The organism is Haloferula sp. A504, from assembly GCF_044385805.1.
GTDB lineage: Bacteria > Verrucomicrobiota > Verrucomicrobiia > Verrucomicrobiales > Akkermansiaceae > Haloferula.
Genome location: NZ_JBISBU010000004.1, coordinates 103,497 through 125,915 on the forward strand (window position 1 = coordinate 103,497; position 22,419 = coordinate 125,915).

Consider the following 22,419-nt stretch of genomic DNA (forward strand, 5'->3'; position numbering starts at 1 on the left):
GATTTTCGACTTACGCTGGCGGGTTCGGGTCCCTATAACCCCCCGGAAACCCGATGGCTTTCCTTCGCATCCCGACAGAGCGCCCCGTCCGGTGGATTTTCGGCTTTGCCGGCATCCTCTGCACGCTGGGCGATGTTTCCGGTCAGGAATCGAACATGTCTGATCTGGCGAGGGCCGAGGTCAGCCGCCGCGGTCAGGCCGCGATGGAGGCCCAACAACTGCTGATCAATGGCGACAAGGCTTATGAAGCCGGACGCTACGCCGACGCGGTCGAGGCCTACCGGGGAGCCATTGATCTCCTGCCGGAAAACGCCCCCGCGGTGGCGGCCCAGCGTGAGGCGGCCCTGCAGCGGTTTTCCCAGGCATCAGTGGAACGCGCCCGGAAACTCCGCCGTCTCGGGGATCTCGAGGGGGCCCAGCAGGTCATCGATGGCGTGCTGGACGAAAAGGTTTCCCCGGACGATCCGGCGGCGCTGGCGATGGAGCAGCAGCTGCTCGACCCGATTCGGACGAATCCGGCAAGCTCGCTGGAGCACACCGGGAACATCGAGGAGGTCCGGCTGCTTCTCTACAAGGCCGACGGGGCGTACGAGCTTGGCAAATTCGACGAGGCACGGGCCGTCTATCAAGACGTCCTCCGCGTCGACCCCTACAACAGTGCCGCCCGTCGCGGGATGGAGCGCACCGATGCGGCGCGCTCAAGTTACCACCGGGCCGCCTACGACCAGACCCGCTCCGAGATGCTCGCCGAAGTGGATCGCCAGTGGGAGCTGCCGGTGCCACCGGAGATGGCGCTTCGGGGGGGTGGTGGCCTCGCCGGCGCCGGAGGAGTGGTCGATTACGCCGACAAGCTGGAGTCCATCACCGTGCCGGTCGCCATTCTGGAAGATGTCACCCTGCCCGAGGCGGTGGATTTCCTGCGCCAGCAGTCGATCGAGAACGACAAGCTCGAACTCGATCCCTTGGAGCGCGGGGTGAACTTCGTGATCGACGTCGGCGGGGTCGACTCGGAAACCGGCAAGGCGCTTCGCGAGCGCACCTTCTCCCTCAATCTCCGCGGAGCGACCCTCGGACAACTGGTCGATTACGTCGCGGAATCCACCAGGACACAGGCCATTCGCCAGCCTTTCGCCGTGACCTTCCGGCCGCTGGGTGCGGATTCCGAGCAGTTGGTTTCCAGAACCTACCGCGTGCCTCCGGATTTCCTCACCAACAGTGCGTTCGACGATGACGGCGGTGGCCAGGCCGACTTCGACCCCTTCGCGCCGAAACAGGAGGATGGGGGATTGATGGGCAAGCGCCTGACGGCCGAAGAGAAGCTCAAGAAGCTCGGCGTTCCGTTTCCGGACGGTGCCACGGCGGCATTCTACGCGGGCACCAGCACCCTGCAGGTGCGCAACACGCCGCTGAACCATTCGCTGGTCGAGCAGATCGTCGATACCATCGCCAGTGAAGAACCGACTTCCGTGGTGGTCGAGGTGACCATCCTCCGGACCCAGCAGGACACGCTTGAAGAGCTGGGCTTCGACTGGATTCTCTCGCCCTTCGGCCTCTCCGCCAACAGCGTGTTCCTGGGAGGAGGCACGATTGGCAGCGGGTCGGCGCGCACCGCCTCGGACTTCATCAGTCCCGTGAATTTCACCGCGATTCCCGGCGTTCCGATTGCTGCCGGCCAAAACGTCGAGAACATCATGACGGGCGGCCTGCGGTCCGGGGACTTCGGGTCCGGGGGGAATTCGATCGACTCGATCCTCAACAACCCCACCCGGCAGACCCAGAGCAGCAGTGTGGCCCCGGGGATCCTGTCGTTCACGGGCCTCTTCACCGACGGTCAGGTCCAGATGATCGTCCGCGGACTGGACCAGAAGAAGGGCAGCGACGTCGTCGCCGTTCCATCGGTCACGACCCGCAGTGGCCAGCAGTCTTCGATCGAGATCATCCGTGAGTTCATCTACCCCACCGAGTATGAGCCGCCGGAACTGCCCAACTCGGTCGGGACGAATTCCGAAGGGATTTTTCCGGTCACGCCCGCGACGCCGACCGCCTTCGACATGCGCAAGGTCGGGGTGATCCTCGAGGTGCTGCCGACCGCCAGCAAGGACAAGCGCTTCGTCGACATCAATCTCAAGCCGAACCTCACGGACTTCGACGGCTTCATCAACTACGGCTCGCCCATCCGCAGCGGGGGAGCCATTGCCGGCGGAGCGGGATTCTTCGGGCAGGTCGAGCCGCAGGTGGTGACCAACAACGAGATCCTGATGCCGGTCTTTTCCAAGATGGCGACGGAAACCGCCCTCACGGTGGCGGACGGCACGACGATGGTGATCGGCGGGCTGCTTGAGGAACGCACCGAGAATTACGAGGACAAGGTGCCGATCCTGGGAGACATTCCCGTCTTGGGCCGCCTGTTTCAAAGCAAGGGAACGTCATCGGTCAGCAAGGCGGTGATCTTCCTGGTCAAGGTTCGCGTCGTCGACGCCGCCGGCCGTCCCTTCAACCCCTGAGGTGGAGCCGCCCACCCGTCCGACCTCCATGCCCGAAAGCGAACCGGACAACTACTCGATCGACGAGATGATGAGCCGCCTGCAGGCGCGCGGTGGTCAGGACGTCGAGGGCGAGCCGCAACTGGTCACCCGGCCCGACGGCAGTCAGGTGGTCCGGGTCAGGAAGCGCAAGCGGAGGTCTCACCAGCCGCACAAGGAGGCCGAGAAGAGACGCCGCCGCCGCACGCTCGTGGTGACCTCCCTCGTGATGGTGCTCCTGCTGACCGGTGCTCTGGCCTTCATCGCTTGGTTCTTCTATCTCAACAGCAGTGGCTACCGCGACCAGGTGGCCGAGAGGATCGAGGCCTGGACCGGTGCCGAGCTGGACATGCGGGCATTCCGGGCAACGCCGGTGAATGCCGCCGCCGACACCATCATTCTCACCTGGCCCGAGGATTCGCCGGCCGCGCGTTTGAAGGTCCACGCGCCCCGGGTCGATCTGAAGGTTTCGAGCCATCTCACCGGGAAATGGCAGGGACAGCAGTTGGGCGCCGGCAGTGGTGAGCTGGTGCTTCGTGCGGTGGAGTCTCCCTCACGTGTCGAGCTTCCGGACGAGCCGCTGCCATTCCGCATGCCGATCCGGGTGAGCCGCCTCAACATTCGCTTTGGCGACGGCGAGCGCGCGGCATTCGGCGTCTATGAGGCCAGCACGAGCCTCACGGTGGCGAATCCCGAGAGTCCCGAGGCCAACATCATCCTGCAAAGCGGGAAATGCCGGATCGGGCGCTGGGGACGCTTCGATGTGGATTTCGCTTCCTTCCGCCTGAGCCATGACGGCGTCCACCTCGGCACCATGCGCCTCGCTCCCGAGGAGGTCGAGGATGCGGAGTTCGAACTTCGGGGCGAGGGCTTCCCGGCCATCCCCGTGAATGGCGGCAAGGCCGAGTTCGGTCTCGGGCTGCAGAACATGCCGTCGCTGATCCTCTTCGGGAATGGCCTCGGGACCATCATCGAAGGCACTTTTGAGACCGATCCTGAAGACTCGACCGGTCGGGTGAGCCTCGATGTGACCCGCCTCGACGCCCTGGGCATCGATGTTCCGGTGCGGGGAATGTCGGGCTCCGACCTCAAGTTCTATCGCTTTCCGATGTTCGAAACGATTGCCGACGTGCTCGACACCGCGCGTTTCGTGCAGCCGAGTTTTGATCCGGAATCGACGCTGCGGGTGGTCCGGACCGGGGACCATGTGGCACTCGAGGAGATCGACCTCGTGTCCGAGGGCATGATGCGCGTGCGCGGGCGGATCGAGGAACGCCGGGGGGGCGCACTTTCCGGGCAACTCGAAGTCGGAATCGCCGAGTCTTTTCTCGTGCTCAGCGAGACCCGGGCGGTGCCCCGGGTGTTCGGCAAAGCTGCCGGTGGTTATCGCTGGGCCACCGTCAAGCTTGCGGGGACCACCAAGGTGCCGAGCGACGATCTGGCCCGGCAACTTGCCGGCACGCTGGAGTCGATTCCGCCCGGCACCGATGGCGAGCGCGGCTTGGATGAGGAGTTCCGCGACCTGACCGCGCCGCAGGACTAATTCGCTTCTTTTCCTTGTGGAGAGCGGACCGGACTTTCAGTCTGGAGCGGTCAACCGGCGCATGCAGGCTCCCTCGCTTCAACCCTACTTCGAAACCCTCGGCCACGCGGCCGTCCCCCACGCAGGGTCGGTCAATTCGAGCGCTGGTGCCGCCATCGAGCGGGCCCTCAAGTCCCCGGTGGAAGCGCCGGGGCGGGGGATTCTGCTGATGGCGCCCCGGGCGGGTTTCGGCAAGACCCACCTCCTCGAACGGCTCCGGCGTGGTCTTGCCGGCAGTCACGAGTTCCTTCCGCTTCGCCCGCTCGATGGACGCCACGTCGATCCCGCGGCGGCGGTCGAGGATACCCTGCGATGTCTCACCCGCGTGCTGCCGGCCTCGGGCGGGCTCACGCATCTCGATCTCCATGCCCGTCATCTCTTCGCCCGCGGTCTCCAGCCGCTCGTCGTCTCCGGCGAGGTGCCCTGCCAGGATCGCGAGGCGGCGACCGAAGCCCTGCGCAAGCGTCCCGTCGAAACCTTCGACTTTCACCACCCCCAGGCGGTCACCGCCCACTGGACCCGGGAAAACTTCGAAGTCCTCGGTCCCCGCCTTTCCCTGGAGGTCAGCCGTCTCACGGAAGGTTCATTGAACCAGACCGCCTTCTGGATTGCCGCGCTCTTCCGCTACGCGATCGCCTCGCCGGAGAATCCGGGCCGCGTCGGACGTCTGCTTCAGACCGCGGCCGACGGTGCGGATGCCGAGCGTTTCGGCACCCTGCTGGCCCTTCTTTCCCGGCTCCGGCGTGTCGTCGTGGTGGTCGACGAACTCGAGGGCGTGCACGGCGATCCCGACGGTGCCCGTCGTGTCGCCGGATTCCTGGCGACCATCCGGCAGGAGGCTCCCCGCGTGGACCTGATCGTGTCGATCAATCGCGACGTCTGGGAGAGTTCCTTCGTGCCCTCCTTGAGTGGAGGTTTGCGGGACCGCCTCTCGGAGCTATCGGTCCATCTACAGCCGCTCGACGACCAGGGAGTGATCGGATTGCTTTCCTGCCGAGGGATTGCGGATCCGGAACGGATTCTGACGCGGCTCCAGCTGGCCCCGGATGAAAGGTATGCCCGGCGTGTGTTGCAGGCCGCATCGGAGGTGATCGCCGAGAACCCCGGCCTGCTTTCTCGCCCTGCCGGGGGCGGGACCGACCCAAGTGGCGAGGCGACCCGGGAGAACGCTTGAAACCGGAACCGCCTGTTGAAATGGCCGTTCCGTCACTCCGCTTTTCGTGCTCGCCCTGATCGCAGATCGACCGGTAGCCTTGAAGCTTCATGTTGAATCGGCTTGTATTCTTCCTGATCGCTTCATGCCTCGCCTGCCAGGCGGAGAGCGAACCCAACAACGAAACCTCGCAGGCCGATTCGGTGGAGATCGGCAAGGAGGTCCGGTTCCGTTTCACGCCCCGTGGCGACCGTGACTACTTCAAGCTGACCGCACCCGGCGATGGTGTGATCGGCTTCCGGCTGAAGCAGGGTGCCCCGGACCACAGCCCGCATCCCTGGTGGGGCGAATATGAGGGAGAGGACGGGAAGCGCTACGTCCGGCGGGATGGCCTCTGGGACCGTCGGGTCGGGAAAGGGGAAGAGGTGGTGTTCGGGATCCGCGGAAATTTCTACGGCCACAACGAGAAGGAGTCGAATGACGTGCTCGTGGGGGTTTTCGAGTTCTTCCCCCCGGTTGATCTCGAGCCGAATGACGGTGATGGCGAGGCGATCAGGACGGAAGTCGGCGAGGAGGTTTCATTCACCTTTCGTCCCCGTCACGATGTGGATCGCTTCACACTCATGTCCCCTGATGACGGGGTGATACGGTTCGTGCTCGTCGGGGAGGTCAAGGATCACTCGCCTTATCCTTGGTGGGGTGAATTTCTCGGTGAGGATGACAGGAAAAACGAACGTCGCTCCGGCATGTGGGACATCGCCGCCAGCGAGGGAGAGCAACTCGTCTTTGCAATCCGCAGCAACTACTACGGTCACAACGAAAAGTCCTCGCCTGAAGTGCTGCGCGGCCGGTTCGTCTTCGAGCCGCGCGTCGGTCCGGAGCCGAACGATTCGATGGAGACCGCCACTCCGGTCCAGGTCGGAGAGGAGTTCTCTTTCCAGCTGAATCCGCGGATGGATCGGGATTACTTCAAGACGAAGAGCCCTGGCAGGGGGACGTTGCGTTTCCGCCTCACGCAGACATCCAAAGCCCATGCTCCCGAGCCGTGGTGGGGCGAGGAGGTTGGCGGCAATGGCAAGAAGTCCATGCGTCGCCCCGGGCAGTGGGACCGGGATGTGGAATCCGGCGAAGAGGTGGTTTTTGCGATCCGGAGCAACTACCACGGCCACAACGAAGTAGGGTCGCCGGATGTCTTGAAGGGCATCATCGAGTTCACGGAACGGTTCGATGACGAGCCCAACAACAGCGCCACGGAAGCGACGCCCATCCAACCCGGCAAGCCCTTCCGGTTTCAACTCACGCCCCGCCTCGACCGCGACTATTTCACCTTCGTCAGCCCCGGTCGGGGCACTGTGAAGTTGACGATCACCCAGCGCCCGGCCAAGGCCGCAGGCCTGTATCCGTGGTGGGGTGAGACCGAGCGCGACGGGCGGAGCCACGAGTTCCGCTCCGGTCAGTGGGACCGCGCCGTCGATGCGGGGGAGAGGGTCGTGCTCGCGATCCGGAGCCATTACTACGGGCACAACGAGGTCGCCATCGACGAGTCGATCACGGGCCTGGTCGAGTTCACTCCGGAAGAGGGCGACGAACCCAACGACCTTCCCGAGCAGGCCCGGATGGTGGAGATCGGCAAGCCGTTCCAGATCGTGCTCAATCCCCGTGGCGACCGGGATTGCTTTCGTGCATCCGCGCCCGGAGCCGGGGTGGTTTGCTTCACCCGCACCGACAAAAACGGGGTTCATCCCGGTCTCTTTCCGGTCTGGATTCAGGACGGCACGGCCTATCCGGGTTACCGGGAAGCGAGGGTTGCGGAGGGCGGGGAGGTGGTCGTTCAGGTCCGCAGCGACCGCTATGAACACAATGCCCGTGCTTCCCCGACACCGGCGACGGCGGTGCTCGAATTCCTCTTGGAACCCGATGCACCGGAGACCGGCGAGGAGGTCGCGGATGCGTCGGAGATCGCGGTCGGCCAGCCCTTCCGCTTCGCCATCCTTCCCGCCTGGGACCGCGATCACTTCAGGTTCACGCCCGCCGGGGACGGCCACGTCCGGCTCCGACTCGCCACGGGCCCTGGGGCAGGCAAACACCTCGGCCACTGGTGGCACGAGGGCGCGGACGGGGATCCGATCGAAACGGAGGTGCTGCCGGTCCGCGCGGGCGAGACCTACATTCTCGGTCTGTCGGCAGCGGGACAATCGTGGTCCTCGGAGGATGTGCTGGAAGCCGTGGTCGAGTTCACCGACGCCTCCACCGGGCCGGTCCGCCGCTGGACCTTCGAAATCGAACGCCTCACCGAATGAAATCCGGAAGAAACATCACGGTCGCCGTCATCCTGCTTGTCGTTCTGTTGATCGGCTTCTGCGTTTTCAATGGGGACAAGCCCGGTCCGTCGGGAGGCGGGCCGAAGGACTTCCCGCAGGTGAGCTTCCTCATTCCGCAGGAGGGGTTTGAGGTCGCGCGCGACTACAACCAGCGCCTTTTCATACCGATCCGCAACAACGGGCCGGGTGTGGCCCGATTGCGGCTGAGTTCGACCCACTTTCCCGATCTTCCGGTCGGCTTCGTGGGTCGTGGCACGCCTGATTGGGAGGAGCCGGACACGGTGCTAGAGATTCCGGAGGGCGAAATTTGGGAGGCTCCGCTCCTGGTGCATGGAAGCGTCGCCGAGCGGAACGATTACACCCTCACGCTCACCGCCGTCCACGAAGGAGCGACCGCCGGCAAGGAGTCATGCGTGGTGCGCCTCCAGCAGCCGGAACTCCAACTCGAAACCACCTTGCGGATTTCCAACGCGCCGGTCGACAAGGCGAGGCTCGTGCGCACTCTTCGAATCCGCAACTTGGGTGCCAACATTCCGGATCTCGGCATACATTTCGAATCCGAGGGAGCGGTGCCGACACACCCCATCCACCTCGACCCGGTGCTGGAAGGAACCACCCTTGCGAGTGGCGAAGTCATTGAAGTCAGGATTCGGCCCTACCTGTATCCCAGCTTCGAGAAACTCGCGGGCGATCTCGTCCTGACCGGACACAATCAGCAACAGCGGGTGCCGTACCTCGCCGAGGTTCCGGCAGGAAAGGCGGTTTTTGTCACTCTTTCACGCACGTCCAGCCGCTCCAGCAATTCCGGCACCCGCTGCACCAACATGCCGGGATCCAGCTACGACATGCCCGCGACCCACGGTACGCCCGCCAGCACCGAGTGGGGCGGTGGTGGCGGCGGGGGTGGCCTCGGTGGCGGGGGCGGCATGGGTGGGGGAGGACTGACTGTGACGGACAGCAATCCCCGTCTGGAGCCTGAGGAGATCGAGGACGGTGGAGAACCGGGCGAACAAGATGCCGACGATGGAAGTTGGACGCTTTTCGGTCCCCTGGATGATGATGCCGACGGGGGCGAAGAGTCATCGGATGACGGGGAAGGCGAGTCATCGACCGTTGAATCGGAGGAATGGAGTGACGAGATCGACGAGGGTGGCGAGGCCGACGAAGAAGCCAATCCGGACGAAGGTACCTTCGATCTTCTCGATGCCAACACCGAGGGCGTGGTCGGAGGGTTCCTTCCTCCCACTGCCTTCGGCACCAGCCTGCGGGAGATGACCATTTTGAGTCCAGACCTCCGGGCTCCGGACCTCGAGCCGTTCGAGGACGAGGGTGCCCCCGGTGTTCCCGAGGGAACCATCACCACATTTGGCCCCGGGAAAAAGGACGACAAGGAGAGTTCCACCTATGCCGACCAGGACGGCAGGCGCACCCATCTGACGCGGAGAACTCGTGACGACGGCGCCCAGTTCCTCAACTTCGGCTGGGGGATTGCCGGCAAGGGTCGCCGACTCAACGGCTACTTCGGTCCCGCACCGGTCAGCCGCCCCGTGCTGGGCCCGAATCCTCGTCCCGGTGCGCCGGCACTCGCGACCTTCGTGGAAGGTGATCCCGAGGATGAGGAAAGGAACGTCGTGAAGGTGGTGGACCCGGAGACCGGTGAATCGGTGGTCCTCAGCGATCCCGGCAAAAGGGCCGACAGCCCGGTTTCGATGCGGACCGACAAGGGCGTGGAGACGGTCTTTCGCGAGGATGGGAAGTTGAAACGGATCTCGTTGTCGGAGGATCTGAAGGCCACCGAGTCCGACGACTGGCCGACCGGGATTGAATCCGGACCCGTGGTCGATGCTGAACCGCTCGGAGACGGAAGGCTGGCACTTCTCGCCAAGGCGGATGACGGCAACATGGTCCTCCGGACGCGGGACGGTGAGCGGCGCATTCCGGCGACCGATGGATCGATGGCGACCGCCGGTGACCGGCTGTTCGTCGCGGGCCGGAACCAGGACGGCAGCCTGTTCGCATTCGACCCGGATGATGAGGGCACCGGTCGGTTTGCCACCGGAGACGCGGGCTACGGCCCGCCCACTCTGATCGGAACCGGTGACGGCGGGATGCGAATGTTTTACCACAAGCCGCTGCCGGCAACCGCTCCGGAAGGCGGGTTCGGTTCCGAGTTGGGAGGCAACTTCGCGGTCGATTTCAAGGATGGCGAATGGGGTGAGCCGCGCCGGGTCTACCTGCCGGATGCACCGGTGACCGACGCTGCGGTCGCGGTTGAATTCACGCCGCCGTTTGATCGCGCCCACTACAAGGAGATGAACACCGGCATCAGCCTCAACGGCCGCAAACTGCGCACGCTGGAGGAGCAGATTCCCTTCGGCCGCTATCTTTTCCAGGTGCCTACCTCCGCGCTCGGCTATCGCGCCGACGCCAGCACCGACTCGGGTGCGGCCAACCGGGTCGTTATCGACTCCGAGGGCATCGGCCCCGGAAACTTTCTGATTTCCGACAAGGCCAGCATCTATGGCCTGCACGACTGGACCCAGGGCTGCTACGTCGCGACCAGCAACGACGAGGCCGACCGGATCGCGCAGCTCAGCAGCCCGGAGCTGCGTCACAACGCCCACGATCTCGTGCTGGCCACCAACGGGGCGCAGCTTCCCCGGGATCTCCAACCCGGCGAAACCCGGGAGTTCACCTTCGCCGCCTTCAACGCCGGCGATCAGCCGAGCCCCAACACCCGGGTCTCAATCCTCTACGAAACGGTCGAGGTGGGAGGCGGCGCGCTTGTCTCGCTCCCTCCCTTCCGTGGAAGGCCGGTCAAGGTCAGTTTCACGGTGCCGCAGGCGTGGCAGCCGGGGACCAGTCTTCGTCTGGTCGCCTCCGTGCCGGACGAGGGTGATGCCGACCCAGCCACGAATCGGCTGAACCTTGACCTGCTGCGCGAGTTCCAGCCCGCGATTGCCGGCCCCACCCGGCCGACCGCGGTATCCCCGGAAGCGCTGCCGGTTGATCGCGTCACATCGGTCGAACCCGCAACCGGCGATCAACCGGCCGTGTTTTCGCTCAACGGGCGCGAATGGTTTCGCTGCACCATCCCCTCGGAGGGAGATCTGCAGGTCAGCGTCACAGGTCCGGAAGCCGCCCTCGTCGACCGCATCGACCTCTTCGACGCCGAAGGTCGCGCGCTTCGTCCCGAGTCCGGTTCGTGGCAGACGGGTGGCGACGAACTCTTCATCCGTGTCGGGCTTCCTCCCGGGGAAAGCCTTTCCCCCGCTACCGAAATCCGCATCTGGTGGGAGTGATGCTCCCTCGCTTCTCCCTCCCCCTGCCTTGAAGATGAAATTCCTCCGCCTCCTCGCCACCGCCCTGATAGCATTTCCTCTCGGCGCGCAGGATCCGCCGGCGGATCCACCTGCCGAAACCGGCAACGAATATCACTCGGTTCCGCGACCGGTTCGGCTCTACGGCCACATCCGTCTCGATGGGCTCTGGGAAATCCACGTCGGTGGTCGCAACACGGGGGTTGAACTCTCCATTCGCCAGATTAGCGACCGGTATCACGCCACCTTCTCCAAGCCACCGAAGAACAACCCCTTCGACATCAAGATCGGTGATGACTTCCTGTGGGCGACCGTCGACGGCTACGGCGGCTCCGGCACTCTGTTCGTCTTGAAGGAGCCCGGGGAGGAGGGAGGTCCCGTCCGCCGGGAACAGGCACCCGTCCGGTTCCGGATCAACAACACCGCCGAGCGCGTCCGCGTCCAGGTCGACAAGGAGGACATGGCTGAGGCGATGAAGCGCTTCGAACTCGTCCGCGTCGGGCGCATCGAGTCGCTCAGGCTCTTCACCGTTGGCCCCGACGGTCTGCAGGCGACCGGGTCGGTCCTCGAGGACCAGCCGATGGTGGTCGAGATCAAGCACAGCAACCCGCGACCGAGCCCGATCGACGTTACGGTGACGTCGGGCGAACACTCGATCACGCTCACCGCTCGACCTCTCGGGGAGGACGAGGAGGAAGGGCCGCGGCTCGGGTTGATGCGGACGGAGGCGTTCTTTCCGACCTTCGGCAGGCAGTTGGGCGTCGAGAAGCCGGAGGACGAGCAAGAGGAACCGCCAGGACGGGAGGCGACCGAGGAGGATTGGAAGCCTTTCGTCGGCAGTTGGCGCACGCTCTATCAGGACGGGGTGCTCGGTCCTGTCACCGGCTGGATGCACATCGACCCATACGGGCGACCCACCTTGCGCTACCGCCAGCCCGGCGAGGACATGCGCAATCTCAAACTCAAGTCCGCGTGGGTCGATGGCGAGACCGAGGCCACGGAGGCGGCCGGTGACCAACCGGCGGTCCCGGCCTTTCCCAAGCTGATCCTCGAGTTCGAAGGCCGGGGCGTGGTGTCCGAGAAGGTCGAGAAGGCAAGCCCGGACGAGGAGCATCGGCTGCTCCTCGATGCGCAGAAGGCCGCTCCAATTATCTTGAAGGCCAAGGATTTCGAGGCCGAGGTGGACCTCACCTATCGCGACGTCCCGGATTTCCGCAAGGTCACGCTCGAACTCCACGGAGGTCTCCCGAATGGCTCCCTGCTTTGGAACTGGGAATACCTCGGGGACCGGGCCACCGGACGCGACCGCGAGGGTCTCGGACGGGCGGGGACGCTGCTCCGGACCGAGGGGGAAGGGGAGTCCACGGTCGGCCGCGTCACCGGACGGGAGGTGTGGATGCGCATGGGACCGACGATCCTCGCGTCCTACGCGACCGATGACCAGACCGCGGTCGACCGCGAGTTCATGGGCCATCCGGTCTATCGGAATCGCTATGCGGACCGGCCGGTCTGGAACACCGATGACGAGCGGACGATCTTCGGGCCGACCGGCGAATCGACCCGGCGGATCTTCATCGTCGCCCGGAATCTACCCCCCGCCACCGAGAAGCTTCCCTATCCCGATCTCCTGATCGGTGAGGGCAGCAGTGTGAAGGAATACCGCATCCGGGCACGGGGAGCGGAGGATGACCCGAACAATTCCGATGAACTCAAGAACGCCTGGCGTCAGTACCGGGAGGCCCAGCGCCGGACCGGAGCGACCCGCCCGGCTGCGACCATCGGTGAAGAAGCCCCGGATCCCACGACCGCCGCCCTCGCGGAAGGGATGGTTGAGGAGGGGCTCTTCGTACTCGCCATCATCAAGCATGATTCCGAGCCGGGACCCCAGCCGTTCAAGCTGGCCGAGGCCGACGGCGAGTGGAACCTGATGTTCGGTGACCTGCGGGGGACCCTCAAGCTCGCCCGTCAACTCGCCGAGAGTGAGGCCGCCACGGAGGACTACGAGGCCGAGGCCGGGGAATGGGAGGCCCTCAATCCGGCCTTCGCCCCGGAGAAGATCCGCATCGTGGTCGAGTTGGAGGCACAGGCCGACTCCATCGGCGAGATCCAGGCGGTGCTGGGGCACAACAACGAGATCATCTCGTCGGAATACGTGCAGGAAGGGGAGAATCCGAGGCCCTTCATTCTCAAACCTGACCCGAACGATCCCAAGGCCTACCTCTCGCCGGTGATCCACCTGATGCGCAAGGGAACCGCTGAGCTGGTTTCCCTCGGTGAGGGCGAAGTCGTCGTGGAGGCATCCTCCGGCGACAAGCTGCATGTCCGCGTGCAGACCGACAGTGGCTACGCGATCCAGCCGACGCGGCTCGCCGTCGATGTGATGGCGACGCCTTCAGAGCTGAACCAGAATTGGAAGGAGGCCGTCAAGACGGCGGCCGACCTCGCCGGGAAGCCGGTCGAGGACTGGGAAGACGTGGTCCGCGGTACCGCCGATTCGCAGACGAACTTCATCTTCACCGAGTTCGCGTGGAACGCGGCCATTGATACCGTCGGCCTCGGGCTCTACGGCCAACTCCTCGACATTGCCAACTACGCCAAACGCAACGGGGTCACCGTGCCTTATCACGAGTGGTTGCCGCAGCGCGAACCCTCGGGCGGGATCCGGACACTCAAGATCTCCGTGGGTGACCACGCCGCCACGCTTCTGCTCCGTCGGGAGTTCCTGACGATGATGGAAGAGCAGATCGCCGACTGGCAAAGCAACCTGTCGCCAGCCAAGGTACGGGGTCTCTACGAGAGCCAGAAGGACCTGATCGCCGCCAAGCAGAGCCCGCTTTCCTTCATGCGCATCCCGATGCGGGACCTTCCCGTTTACCGCGAGGAACCGCGCTCGGGTCCCATCAGCGAGGCCCGGGTGTATCTTGCCGAGAACAAGCTGTGGTGGGTGGCGGTGGAGAACACGCATCCGGCTCTTGCCGAGGTCATCAAGTTCTTCGCCGGCGATGATGCCGGGCGCGAGGACGACCCCTATCTCTATCAGCTCTTCGACAACGAGTTCCTCGGCTACAAGACGAGGGTTCCGGCGGAGGCGGAGTATTTCGAGTTGTTCCAATGGAGTGCGTTCAACCACGCCTATCGCCAGTGGGGTCCCCAGATGAGGCAAAGCCTGGCGCAGGCCGCCGCCATTCCCGATGGCGATGTCAAGGGACTGCTGAAGCTCACCGGTCTGGGTTTTGAACCGGTGGTCAAGCGGGTGGTGCCCCGGATGATGAAGCTGGAGATCGACAGCGAACTCCAGCAGTCACAGTGGGAGCCGGACCCGCTCGCCCGGGCCCATGTGAAGTCGCTCGGGGTGATCGGATCCGCGGTGCGGGCGCAGGAGGATTATTCCTCCGTCGACACGACGGTGATGATGGCTGCCGCCGCGGTGGCCACGGCACCCCTCGGGGGGGCGGGCTTCTGGTCCAGCCTGGTCGCCGCCGGAGTCAGTGCCGCCGATGTCGCCTACACCGTTTACACCGACGTCTACGGCAATTCGTTGCGCAAGGAGGAGCTGGAATTCGAGGTGGGTGCGGGTGCGGTGCTCGGCGCGGGTCGGGCGGCCGAGTTGGAGGGCAAGATTCTCGGTGACCTGGCGCAGACCTTTGCCGTCGTCGGCTCCGGGATCGGTCTCGGTGCCGACGGCTTCGCCGCCTACAAGGCGGTCAAGGCGATGCGCACCGCCACCCTTGCCGAGGAGGGCGGCAAGTTGCTTAAGCAGATCGATTTTGCGGATGCGGCCGCCCTGCGAGCCCTGAGCAAGCAGGACAAGCTGGTGCTCAAGGAGATGCTCGAGCGCAGCGAGGCGCTCGCCGCTGTCGGCCGGTTCGGTGAGATCCCGGAGGAATTCCTGGCCGCCAGCAAGAACCGTCAGTCGATCCTCAAGGCGCTTGATGGTTCGGAGGAGTTCACCTCCGAGGCCATCGACCTTGCCCGCAAGCGGAAGAAGATCCTCGAGGCGGGCGAAAATCAGCCGAGGCGGCCCGTCCGGGATGCCGAACTGCGCGATGCCGACGAGGCGCTCGAGGGAAAGATCCGGGCCAACCAGGCGGACATCGATGAGCTTGAGGCCGAGGCCAAGGCGCTCAAGGACCGGCATCCTGATCGGGAGGTGCCGCCGCGAGGCACCGAGGATGCGGAGCGCTACCGCGAAGTCCAGAGGGAGATCCAGGCGAAGCGGAACCAGAACGGCGATCTTTCCCAGCGCCGGGACGTGGTGAAGAGCTATCGCGACCAGCCGACCGTCGAGGTGCCTCCCCGTCAGGCCGAGATCCTGCGTGGCAAGGCCTTCAGCAAGGACGGCCTGCCTCCCACGCGCACCGAGTTCGATGCGATGCGTGGCACCCGCGAGCGCCTCGCGGACGGCCGTCCCCCGGTCAGCAGCGAGGGATTTGAAAAGGTCGATCTCAACCAGGCGGCCAGGGAGGTCGACGAGCTCGCCGACGAGACCCGGCGGACGATCGACGAACTCGCCACCGATCCGAACGCCTCTCCGCGCGCACTTCAGGATGCTCGCGCCCGGCTCGACGACCTTAAGGAGGTGCGCCGCGACATCGACGAGTTTCGCCGCGTCGCTCCCGAACCGAAGCTCAATGACAACGATCTGGCCCTGCTGCGAGGCGACCGGACCGAGTTGAGCGAGCTCGACAAGGCCGAGGTCGTCGAAAAGATCTTCGATGCCGAGGGCGACTGGGGACAGCTCAAGAAACTCGCCGACGGCACGCCCGAGGACCAGAAGCTCCTCCACAAGATCAACCAGTGGCGGCGCGACCAGATGGACGGAGCCCTCCGGGAGTCCATCAACGAGGCGGAGGACATGCTCGGCCTGGAGAGGGGCAGCATCCAGCCGAGCGCCTTCGGCTCGACCAACCTCACCAGCGACTACGACATCTCCATCAACGCCCCCAAGTTGAGCGGCCCGGGACGGGGGCCGGAGCTCGCGGTCCGGCGATTTCAGCAGAAGGTCCGAAATCTTTTCGGCGGACGGGAAAGCGGAATGGTCGTCGACACCAACGTTTACACCGACCCGATCTACACCCTGTTCAAGGGCACGGAACTCGAGGGGGCCTTCGCCGGACTCAGTGCCAGGCAACTCGACACCTCCCGCCAGTTCCTCTTCCAGCAGATGGCAAACGCGAAATACCGAACACCAGGCCAGTGGCAGGCCCTGCGCGGACGGATCCTCGACGGCGTTCCGCCGGAGACGCGGAAGGCCTTCTCGGACATTCTCGACCAGGCGGAAGGAGCCAACAAACTCGGCGCCGAGCGCATCAACAAACGGCTGCGCGACATGGGCTTCGATCCCGAGAACGCCACCGACGCTCAGAAACTCCGCGTCAACAACGACCTCTACGCCGACACGCTGGAGGGAATGGACAACTACAAGGAGATGATCGATGGCCTAAAGAAGGCCCGGAACGGCGAGATCCCTCCCGGCCAGGTGCCTTTGCCGGGAATGCTCGACCAGCCGGGCCTGAGGGAATCCCTCGGCGAAGCCGAGAAGCTCATCAGGAGCGGCGATCCCGCCAAGGTGAAACTCGGCCAGGATCTTCTCAAGGACCTCGAGCACCGCGCCATCCTCAACCTCCGCAACAAGCAGGGGGAAGCCCTCTACTACGCCGCCGAGGCCTACCAGGCGGAGGCCACCATCAACCATGTGGTCAAGGAGATGCAGGCACCCCCGAAGAAGGTGATCACGACCGATAGCATCATGAGCGGCAACCACACGCTCAAGCCGCCCAAGAAGCCACTTCCGGCCGACGACTACATCAATTCCTACTTCGAGAACGGGGCGAACCTGGTCAAGGAGCTCAATGGCAAGCACGTCCTTGATGACCTCGGTCGCCCGCTCACCGTTGCAAAACCGGAAAAGCTGGATGCCGCCGCCACCAAGGCCTCGAAATACTTCGTCCGCCAACTCGATGCCGCCAGCATGGCCAAGCTCGACATGAACGGGGTGAAGGTTCCGGGTTTTCCCGACGACTTCACCTTCCGTGACCTTGTCGAATCCACGATCGAACTGGAAAAGAACCGCGGCAACATGGCCGCCTTTCAGCGGACGCTCGACAAGTATGGGATGACCGGTGAGGACTACCTGAAACGGGTGATTTCCGCGCAGGAGGAACTCGACAAGCGTTTGGTTGGCCAGTCGGAGCTGAAGGGTTTCGTCAATAATCTACGCGATGCCGAGAAGTCGGTGGAAAACGCCGCATCCCGTTCCTTCCGGGAGGAGGCAAACCGTCAGCGACAGACCGCCCGCGCGTATGGCCTCCAGCATCTGGCTGGTGGACCGGGTTCGGATGAGGTTCGCAAGGAGTTCGACACCAAGGTCAGTGCACGCCTCGACGAGTTGGATCAGGCGGTGAATTCCGGGCGTTTCCTGACCGCGGATCAGGAGGCGGAGCGGGACCGGCTGCGCAAAGTGTCGGATGCTCAGAATGCCCTCGATCGCGCCATCACCGGAGCGCGTCTGAGCGGCGTTCCACCGACCGAGATCACGGCGCTGTTGCGCGAGGTGGATCGGGGTTCGATTGACTGGCGTGAGGCCGCCGAGGAGCGAATCCGGAGCACTGGAGAACAAGCCCGTTCGTCGTCAATCCGTTCGGCATCGTCGGCGGACCCGCTGACGCCCCCGGGACTTGCCGATCGACTTTCCTTGCCCGAGGCACCGGCAAGTCCCGCCGACTTCGCGGAGTCCCTTCGGGACTCGGGGCGCGAAGTGATCGAAGCTGGTGGCCTGCCACTCGCATCCTTGGCGACCAACGTGGATGCCGGCCGGACGGTCGTGGTGAGAACCCACCCGCCGATGGTTGAATCCCCGGTCTGGGTCCAGCTTCAGGAGGTCAGTTCCGACCACGTGCTTGCCGACGATCCCGTCACCGGGAAGCCGATCAGCTGGCCGCGGGAGACCTTTGAGGACATGCTGGACGACGAGACTCCAGTGCTCCTGGCGACGGATCCCGGCTTGCCTTGAGGCCCCGTCGCAGCCGCATCCGGGTCGTCTTGGTTTCGAGCGATTTTTGCCTTGCCTCCCCCCGTGGGCCAACCGCATCTTGCGCCCGCCCCGCGAGGGGTGTTCCCATATCAATCCGGTGTAGCTCAGCGGTAGAGCGGGTGGCTGTTAACCACTAGGTCCTTGGTTCGATCCCAAGCGCCGGAGCCAATGGAAAGCCCTGATCATCAATGGATTGGGGCTTTCGCCTTTTGAGGTATTGGGAAATCGGGCGGTCCCGACCTATTCGCCGAGCTTGTAGCGCTCGCTGAGGAGTGTGGTGAGTTCGCGGCGCTTGTCGTGGATCTTGGGAGACATCTGGATCTTGCGGCGCATCGACTCGTGGAGGGTCTTGGATACCAGTTTGAGCCGGTCGTGATCGACGGGCCGCTCGTTCATGAGCTGCTTTTGCTCGTCGCGGGCGGACTCGTAGGCGATTCGGTAGGCTTCCTGTTCGGTCTTGAGGTCCTGAAGTTCCTCATTGGCGGCGATGATCTTTTCATCGAGCGCCCGCTGCGTGTCGGAAGCCGGTCCCGGAGGGGGCTCGTAGTAGTCCGCCTCATGCATCGCCCGCATCCGCTCGGAATGGCGCCTGCTTGCCGCCTGCCGATCGCGGATCTCCAGCTGCCGGTCCTCGTCCTGTTTGCGGGCTTCAGTGATCGGGGGCGTGTCATCTTTGGGGCGATCTTCGGCGACGTCGAAGGGGTCTTCAGTCTCTTTAGCCTGTTGCCGCTGGGCCTCGTGGCGCTCCCTCATCTCGCGGACGCGTTGTTCTTGCTGCTCACGGGCGGCGGCCTGCCCTTCGACGGCTTCAGCCTTCCGGCGGGCTTCGAGTGCCCGGGGCTTTTCCGCTTCGGCTGGGTTCACCTCGGGTCGAGGTTCCGACGTGCCTGCAGGTTTCAGATTGGCGACGGTCTCTTCCTGCCGTTTGCGATTCATTTCCATCTGTTGCCCGGCAAGCAAGGCGATCCGTTGAGTGGTGGACTGGCGCTTGGACTTGTTGATCTTGGCGAACGAAATCGGAAGCGCGATGAGAGCGGCGAGGATGAACATCCCCAGGTTGATGATTGTCATGCGCCCTTTGGGGATCGGGCCGTACTTCTTCCCGTGCCAGGCTTGGTAGATCCACAAGACCCCCGCCAGAAGGATCAGCGTCACGCCAAAGGTCACGGCAATGGTCGAGAAGGCCTTGAGGAGGGAATACATCGCTCCCGATTTCGCCGAAGGCGGTCTGGGGCGTCAAGCTCACAGAGCCGCGCCCACAGAGCCGGAAGCTCTTCGGCGCGATGCGATTGGTCGCATGAAACGAGAGGTGGAGCCCGTAGCCTTTCCACCCATGACAATCATTTCTTCAAGCTTCAGGTGCCGGCTGGTTGGTGCCGCGATGAGTTTGGGCACCGTGCTGGTTGCGGTTGCCGATTCTGGAAAGGTGGCGGGCCCACTGGTCGGGCATGTGGAGACGAAGAGCGCCGGGCTGTGGATGTATCTGCCGGATAAGGCCGAGGGGGTCGTCCGGTTCTGGGAGGAAGGCACCGACGGGGGGCGGCAGGAGGTGAAGTTGGTGGGCTTTGACGCTCCGGCGACGACCTTGCCCGGTCAGGCGACGACCGCGACGCTATCAGGGCTTCGGGCGGATACCCGTTACGCCTACGAGGTTCTGGTCAATGGCAAGGGCAACCCGGCGTGGAAGGGCGGATTCGAGACGCCCGGAGCGGTGGGTGAACCTGCGGCGTTCCGGATGGCGCTGACCTCGTGCATGAAGTTCGGCCAGCCGCAGGCGTCGTGGTATCTGCTGCTGGCGCAGCAGCCAGACCTGCACTTGACAGTGGGCGACACCCACTACGCGGACACCACCGACCCCAACGGGCAGCTCGAGCATCACCTGCGCTATCGTCGGGAGCCCTTCGTGGCGACGGTCCACCGACAGGTTCCGACCTACTCGATATGGGATGATCACGACTACGGTCCGAACGACTCGGACGGCACCGCCGAGGGCAAGGAGAGGTCACTGGCGGGTTGGAAGCAGTTCTGGATGAATCCCGGTGCGGGGACTCCCGAGACTCCCGGAGCATTTTACAAATTCACCCGCGGCGAGGTGGAGTTCTTCGTTGTCGACGGTCGTTACCATCGCTCCCCGGACAAGGCACCGGATGACGACCGCAAGAGGATGCTGGGGGATGCGCAGTTCGAGTGGCTGATGGATGGCCTGAAGAACTCGAAGGCGAAGTTCAAGGTGATCGCCTCGGGCAGCACCCTGCATCACAGCAAGGGCGATGGCTGGAGGATCTACACTTTCTCAAGGCACCGTCTGTTCGACGGCATTCGAGAAAACAAGGTGTCCGGAGTGATGTACATGTCCGGTGACATCCATGCTTCGACGATCGCGGTGCATCACGAGTCGGAGCGGGTCGGATACCCGCTGGTGGAAGTCATTTCGTCCGGGATCGCCAACAGTGGCTCCCTGAGTTTCGCGACCATCGACTTCGACACGACCGTGGCGGACGCGACCGCCCGCGTGCGCATCGTTTACGGTGACGGCACGGTGCGCGAGGACCGGACGTGGAAACTCTCGGAGTTGAGTCACGGGGAATAGGGAGCGCCGGGGCTCTCAGGGAGACCGTTTCCGGATCAGCGGCGTGCGCGAGCCCTCGCCGACGAAGCGGGCGCCACTGCCGTTGCGATCCATGGACTAAGGGACTTCGACCATTGGCCTTAAGACGTTCTCTCCGTCCCGGGAAGATTGGCAGGACCTTGAGGTCCGCCTTAAACTCAGTGGCATGCGGGTCAGAGGCCGTGTCAGCCGAGCGCACCAGAGTCAGGACGGCGGAGGACGAGGGCGACGGCAGGCCCGCCCAGGCTTCGATCACTTCGAGGAGGTCACCTGAAAGCCAGGCTTAAAATGGGCGTGAAATCTGTACATTATCAGAAGGTTGCTCCTTGGTTCGAGCCCGAGCGTTGGAGCCAATGAACCCGAAAACCAGGGTGGGGCTTGCGCACCCGGGAGTCGAGTTGGAGGAATGTTCCGCCCGTGTCCATGAGAGCTAAGGATGGCCAATTCGTCCTCCGGCATGCACAGTTCCCGCGGACCGAGACTCCGCTCCGCTCCCATGAAATTCACGACTCCAATTCTTGTCGCTCTCGTGTTTTGCCCGGTGGTTTACGGGGCCGAGCCGCAGCCACTCGGCGATTACCGCAACGACCCTGCTCGCGAGCAGGCGTTCATGGACTGGGGACTCGGGATGTTCGTCCACTGGAGTGTGGACGTGGAACTGGGCAGCGTCATTTCCCACAGCCTGGTGGGGGCCTCGGAGGATTACATCGAACGCTACGTCCGGGAACTCCCGCGAACCTTCAATCCGACCGATTATGACCCCGACGCCTGGGTCAAGCTGGCGAAGCTCGCCGGGTGCAAGTACATGGTGCTGACCACCAAGCATCACAACGGTTTCTGCCTGTGGCCGACCAAGACGACCGAGTTTTCGGTCGCGAACACTCCCTATAAGAAGGACATCGTCAAAGCCTACGTCGAGGCATGCCGGCGCCATGAGATGAAGGTCGGCTTCTACTTCTCGCCGGAGGATTTTCTGTTCATTCACAAGCAGGGCCACGAGATCAGGCGCAAGGCGGACTATGCGAACATCTCCAGCAACAAGGATTTGTTAGCCCATAACCAAGCCCAGATCCGCGAGCTTTTCGGCGGGGCCTACGGAGACATCGACGTCGCATTTCTCGACGCCTTCGACAACGCTGTGATTCGTGACCTCATCCACCAGCTGCAACCGAAGTGCCTGGTGACCCGTGGCGAAATGAAGACGCCCGAGCAGCAGATTCCGAACGGACCCATTCCCGGACCCTGGGAGGCCTGCTTCACGCTCGGCACCCAGTGGCAGTTCAAGCCGACCAACGAGAACTACAAGTCGGGTGGCAGGCTCATCGAAATGCTCGTCGACGTCCGTGCGAAGGGCGGAAACTTGTTGATCAACATGGGTCCGGACCCATCCGGCAAGATTCCCTTCGAGCAGGAGCGCGCCTTCCGGGAGTTGGCGCTGTGGATGTTCGTCAATGGCGAGGCCATTCATGGGGTCCGCCCCGGACCGGTGGTCAAGGAGGGCGACCTTTGGTTCACCCGGGATCCGGACCGGGACGGCCGCGTGTATCTGATCATTCCCCAAGGGGACGAGCGGTGGAAGAGGGGCGATCGGCGGGAATTCCGGGTCGGTTCGCTGAGGGCCCGGGCTGATGCGACCATCTCGGTGCTCGGCCAGAGCGGCAAGACCGTCGAATACAGTCCCAAGGCAAAGCCGGAGGCACGGCTGCAGGCCGTTGACGGAGGGATTCTGATCTCGGTCGTCCGTGCCCAGAGGCTCTACAACAACCACCAATGGCCGAACCCGCTGGTCGCCTGTCTGGACGGCGTCGAATTCAGCAGTCCCGGAGAGGGGACGGGCTCCGGGGGCGAGTGACCGGGTGATCGGCGCGCCCCGGCACCCC

The 22,419-nt window shown here is 64.2% G+C and carries 9 protein-coding genes and 1 tRNA gene; 9 read left to right on the forward strand and 1 reads right to left on the reverse strand.

All coding sequences use genetic code 11. The features are described from left to right. The first annotated feature begins 53 nt into the window (after positions 1 to 53). From ACG2LG_RS03445 to ACG2LG_RS03475, 7 genes are all read left to right on the forward strand, one after another. Entirely contained in the window at positions 54 to 2,504 is a 2,451-nt protein-coding gene (locus ACG2LG_RS03445; protein ID WP_396256327.1) for an Amuc_1098 family type IV pilus outer membrane protein, read from the forward strand. 28 nt (positions 2,505 to 2,532) lie between these two features. Next, positions 2,533 to 4,065: a hypothetical protein gene (locus ACG2LG_RS03450; RefSeq protein ID WP_396256329.1), complete on the forward strand. Its 1,533-nt coding sequence runs from the start codon at positions 2,533 to 2,535 to the stop codon at positions 4,063 to 4,065. 61 nt (positions 4,066 to 4,126) lie between these two features. After that, entirely contained in the window at positions 4,127 to 5,278 is a 1,152-nt protein-coding gene (locus ACG2LG_RS03455) for a hypothetical protein (RefSeq protein WP_396256330.1), read from the forward strand. Between the two features lie 89 nt (positions 5,279 to 5,367). Next, entirely contained in the window at positions 5,368 to 7,557 is a 2,190-nt protein-coding gene (locus tag ACG2LG_RS03460) for a hypothetical protein (protein ID WP_396256332.1), read from the forward strand. Next, the gene (locus ACG2LG_RS03465) at positions 7,554 to 10,880 is read left to right on the forward strand and encodes a hypothetical protein (RefSeq protein ID WP_396256333.1); all 3,327 of its coding nucleotides are present in this window, start codon (positions 7,554 to 7,556) and stop codon (positions 10,878 to 10,880) included. The genes ACG2LG_RS03460 and ACG2LG_RS03465 overlap by 4 nt, the downstream gene beginning before the upstream one ends. 34 nt (positions 10,881 to 10,914) lie before the next feature. Continuing rightward, the gene (locus ACG2LG_RS03470; RefSeq protein WP_396256335.1) at positions 10,915 to 17,910 is read left to right on the forward strand and encodes a hypothetical protein; all 6,996 of its coding nucleotides are present in this window, start codon (positions 10,915 to 10,917) and stop codon (positions 17,908 to 17,910) included. 114 nt (positions 17,911 to 18,024) lie between these two features. Beyond that, positions 18,025 to 18,099: transfer RNA gene (locus ACG2LG_RS03475), tRNA-Asn, on the forward strand. A 72-nt stretch (positions 18,100 to 18,171) separates the two neighbouring features. Here the strand turns inward: ACG2LG_RS03475 and ACG2LG_RS03480 are convergent. Next, positions 18,172 to 19,134, reverse strand: a complete 963-nt coding sequence (locus tag ACG2LG_RS03480; RefSeq protein ID WP_396256336.1) for a hypothetical protein — start codon at positions 19,132 to 19,134, stop codon at positions 18,172 to 18,174. A 178-nt stretch (positions 19,135 to 19,312) separates the two neighbouring features. Here ACG2LG_RS03480 and ACG2LG_RS03485 point away from each other — a divergent pair, with 178 nt between their 5' ends. Further along, positions 19,313 to 20,521 (forward strand): alkaline phosphatase D family protein, encoded by a 1,209-nt coding sequence (locus ACG2LG_RS03485; RefSeq protein ID WP_396256337.1) that lies wholly within the window; start codon positions 19,313 to 19,315, stop codon positions 20,519 to 20,521. Between the two features lie 514 nt (positions 20,522 to 21,035). After that, positions 21,036 to 22,391 (forward strand): alpha-L-fucosidase, encoded by a 1,356-nt coding sequence (locus ACG2LG_RS03490; RefSeq protein ID WP_396256338.1) that lies wholly within the window; start codon positions 21,036 to 21,038, stop codon positions 22,389 to 22,391. Positions 22,392 to 22,419 lie beyond the last annotated feature (28 nt).

What these genes read in the sequence shown, in the direction of transcription:
- ACG2LG_RS03445 (WP_396256327.1), top strand. Translation starts at nt 54, where the DNA reads ATGGCTTTCCTTCGCATCCCGACAGAGCGCCCCGTCCGGTGGATTTTC.
- ACG2LG_RS03450 (WP_396256329.1), top strand. Translation starts at nt 2,533, where the DNA reads ATGCCCGAAAGCGAACCGGACAACTACTCGATCGACGAGATGATGAGC.
- ACG2LG_RS03455 (WP_396256330.1), top strand. Translation starts at nt 4,127, where the DNA reads ATGCAGGCTCCCTCGCTTCAACCCTACTTCGAAACCCTCGGCCACGCG.
- ACG2LG_RS03460 (WP_396256332.1), top strand. Translation starts at nt 5,368, where the DNA reads ATGTTGAATCGGCTTGTATTCTTCCTGATCGCTTCATGCCTCGCCTGC.
- ACG2LG_RS03465 (WP_396256333.1), top strand. Translation starts at nt 7,554, where the DNA reads ATGAAATCCGGAAGAAACATCACGGTCGCCGTCATCCTGCTTGTCGTT.
- ACG2LG_RS03470 (WP_396256335.1), top strand. Translation starts at nt 10,915, where the DNA reads ATGAAATTCCTCCGCCTCCTCGCCACCGCCCTGATAGCATTTCCTCTC.
- ACG2LG_RS03480 (WP_396256336.1), bottom strand. Translation starts at nt 19,134, where the DNA reads ATGTATTCCCTCCTCAAGGCCTTCTCGACCATTGCCGTGACCTTTGGC.
- ACG2LG_RS03485 (WP_396256337.1), top strand. Translation starts at nt 19,313, where the DNA reads ATGAGTTTGGGCACCGTGCTGGTTGCGGTTGCCGATTCTGGAAAGGTG.
- ACG2LG_RS03490 (WP_396256338.1), top strand. Translation starts at nt 21,036, where the DNA reads ATGAAATTCACGACTCCAATTCTTGTCGCTCTCGTGTTTTGCCCGGTG.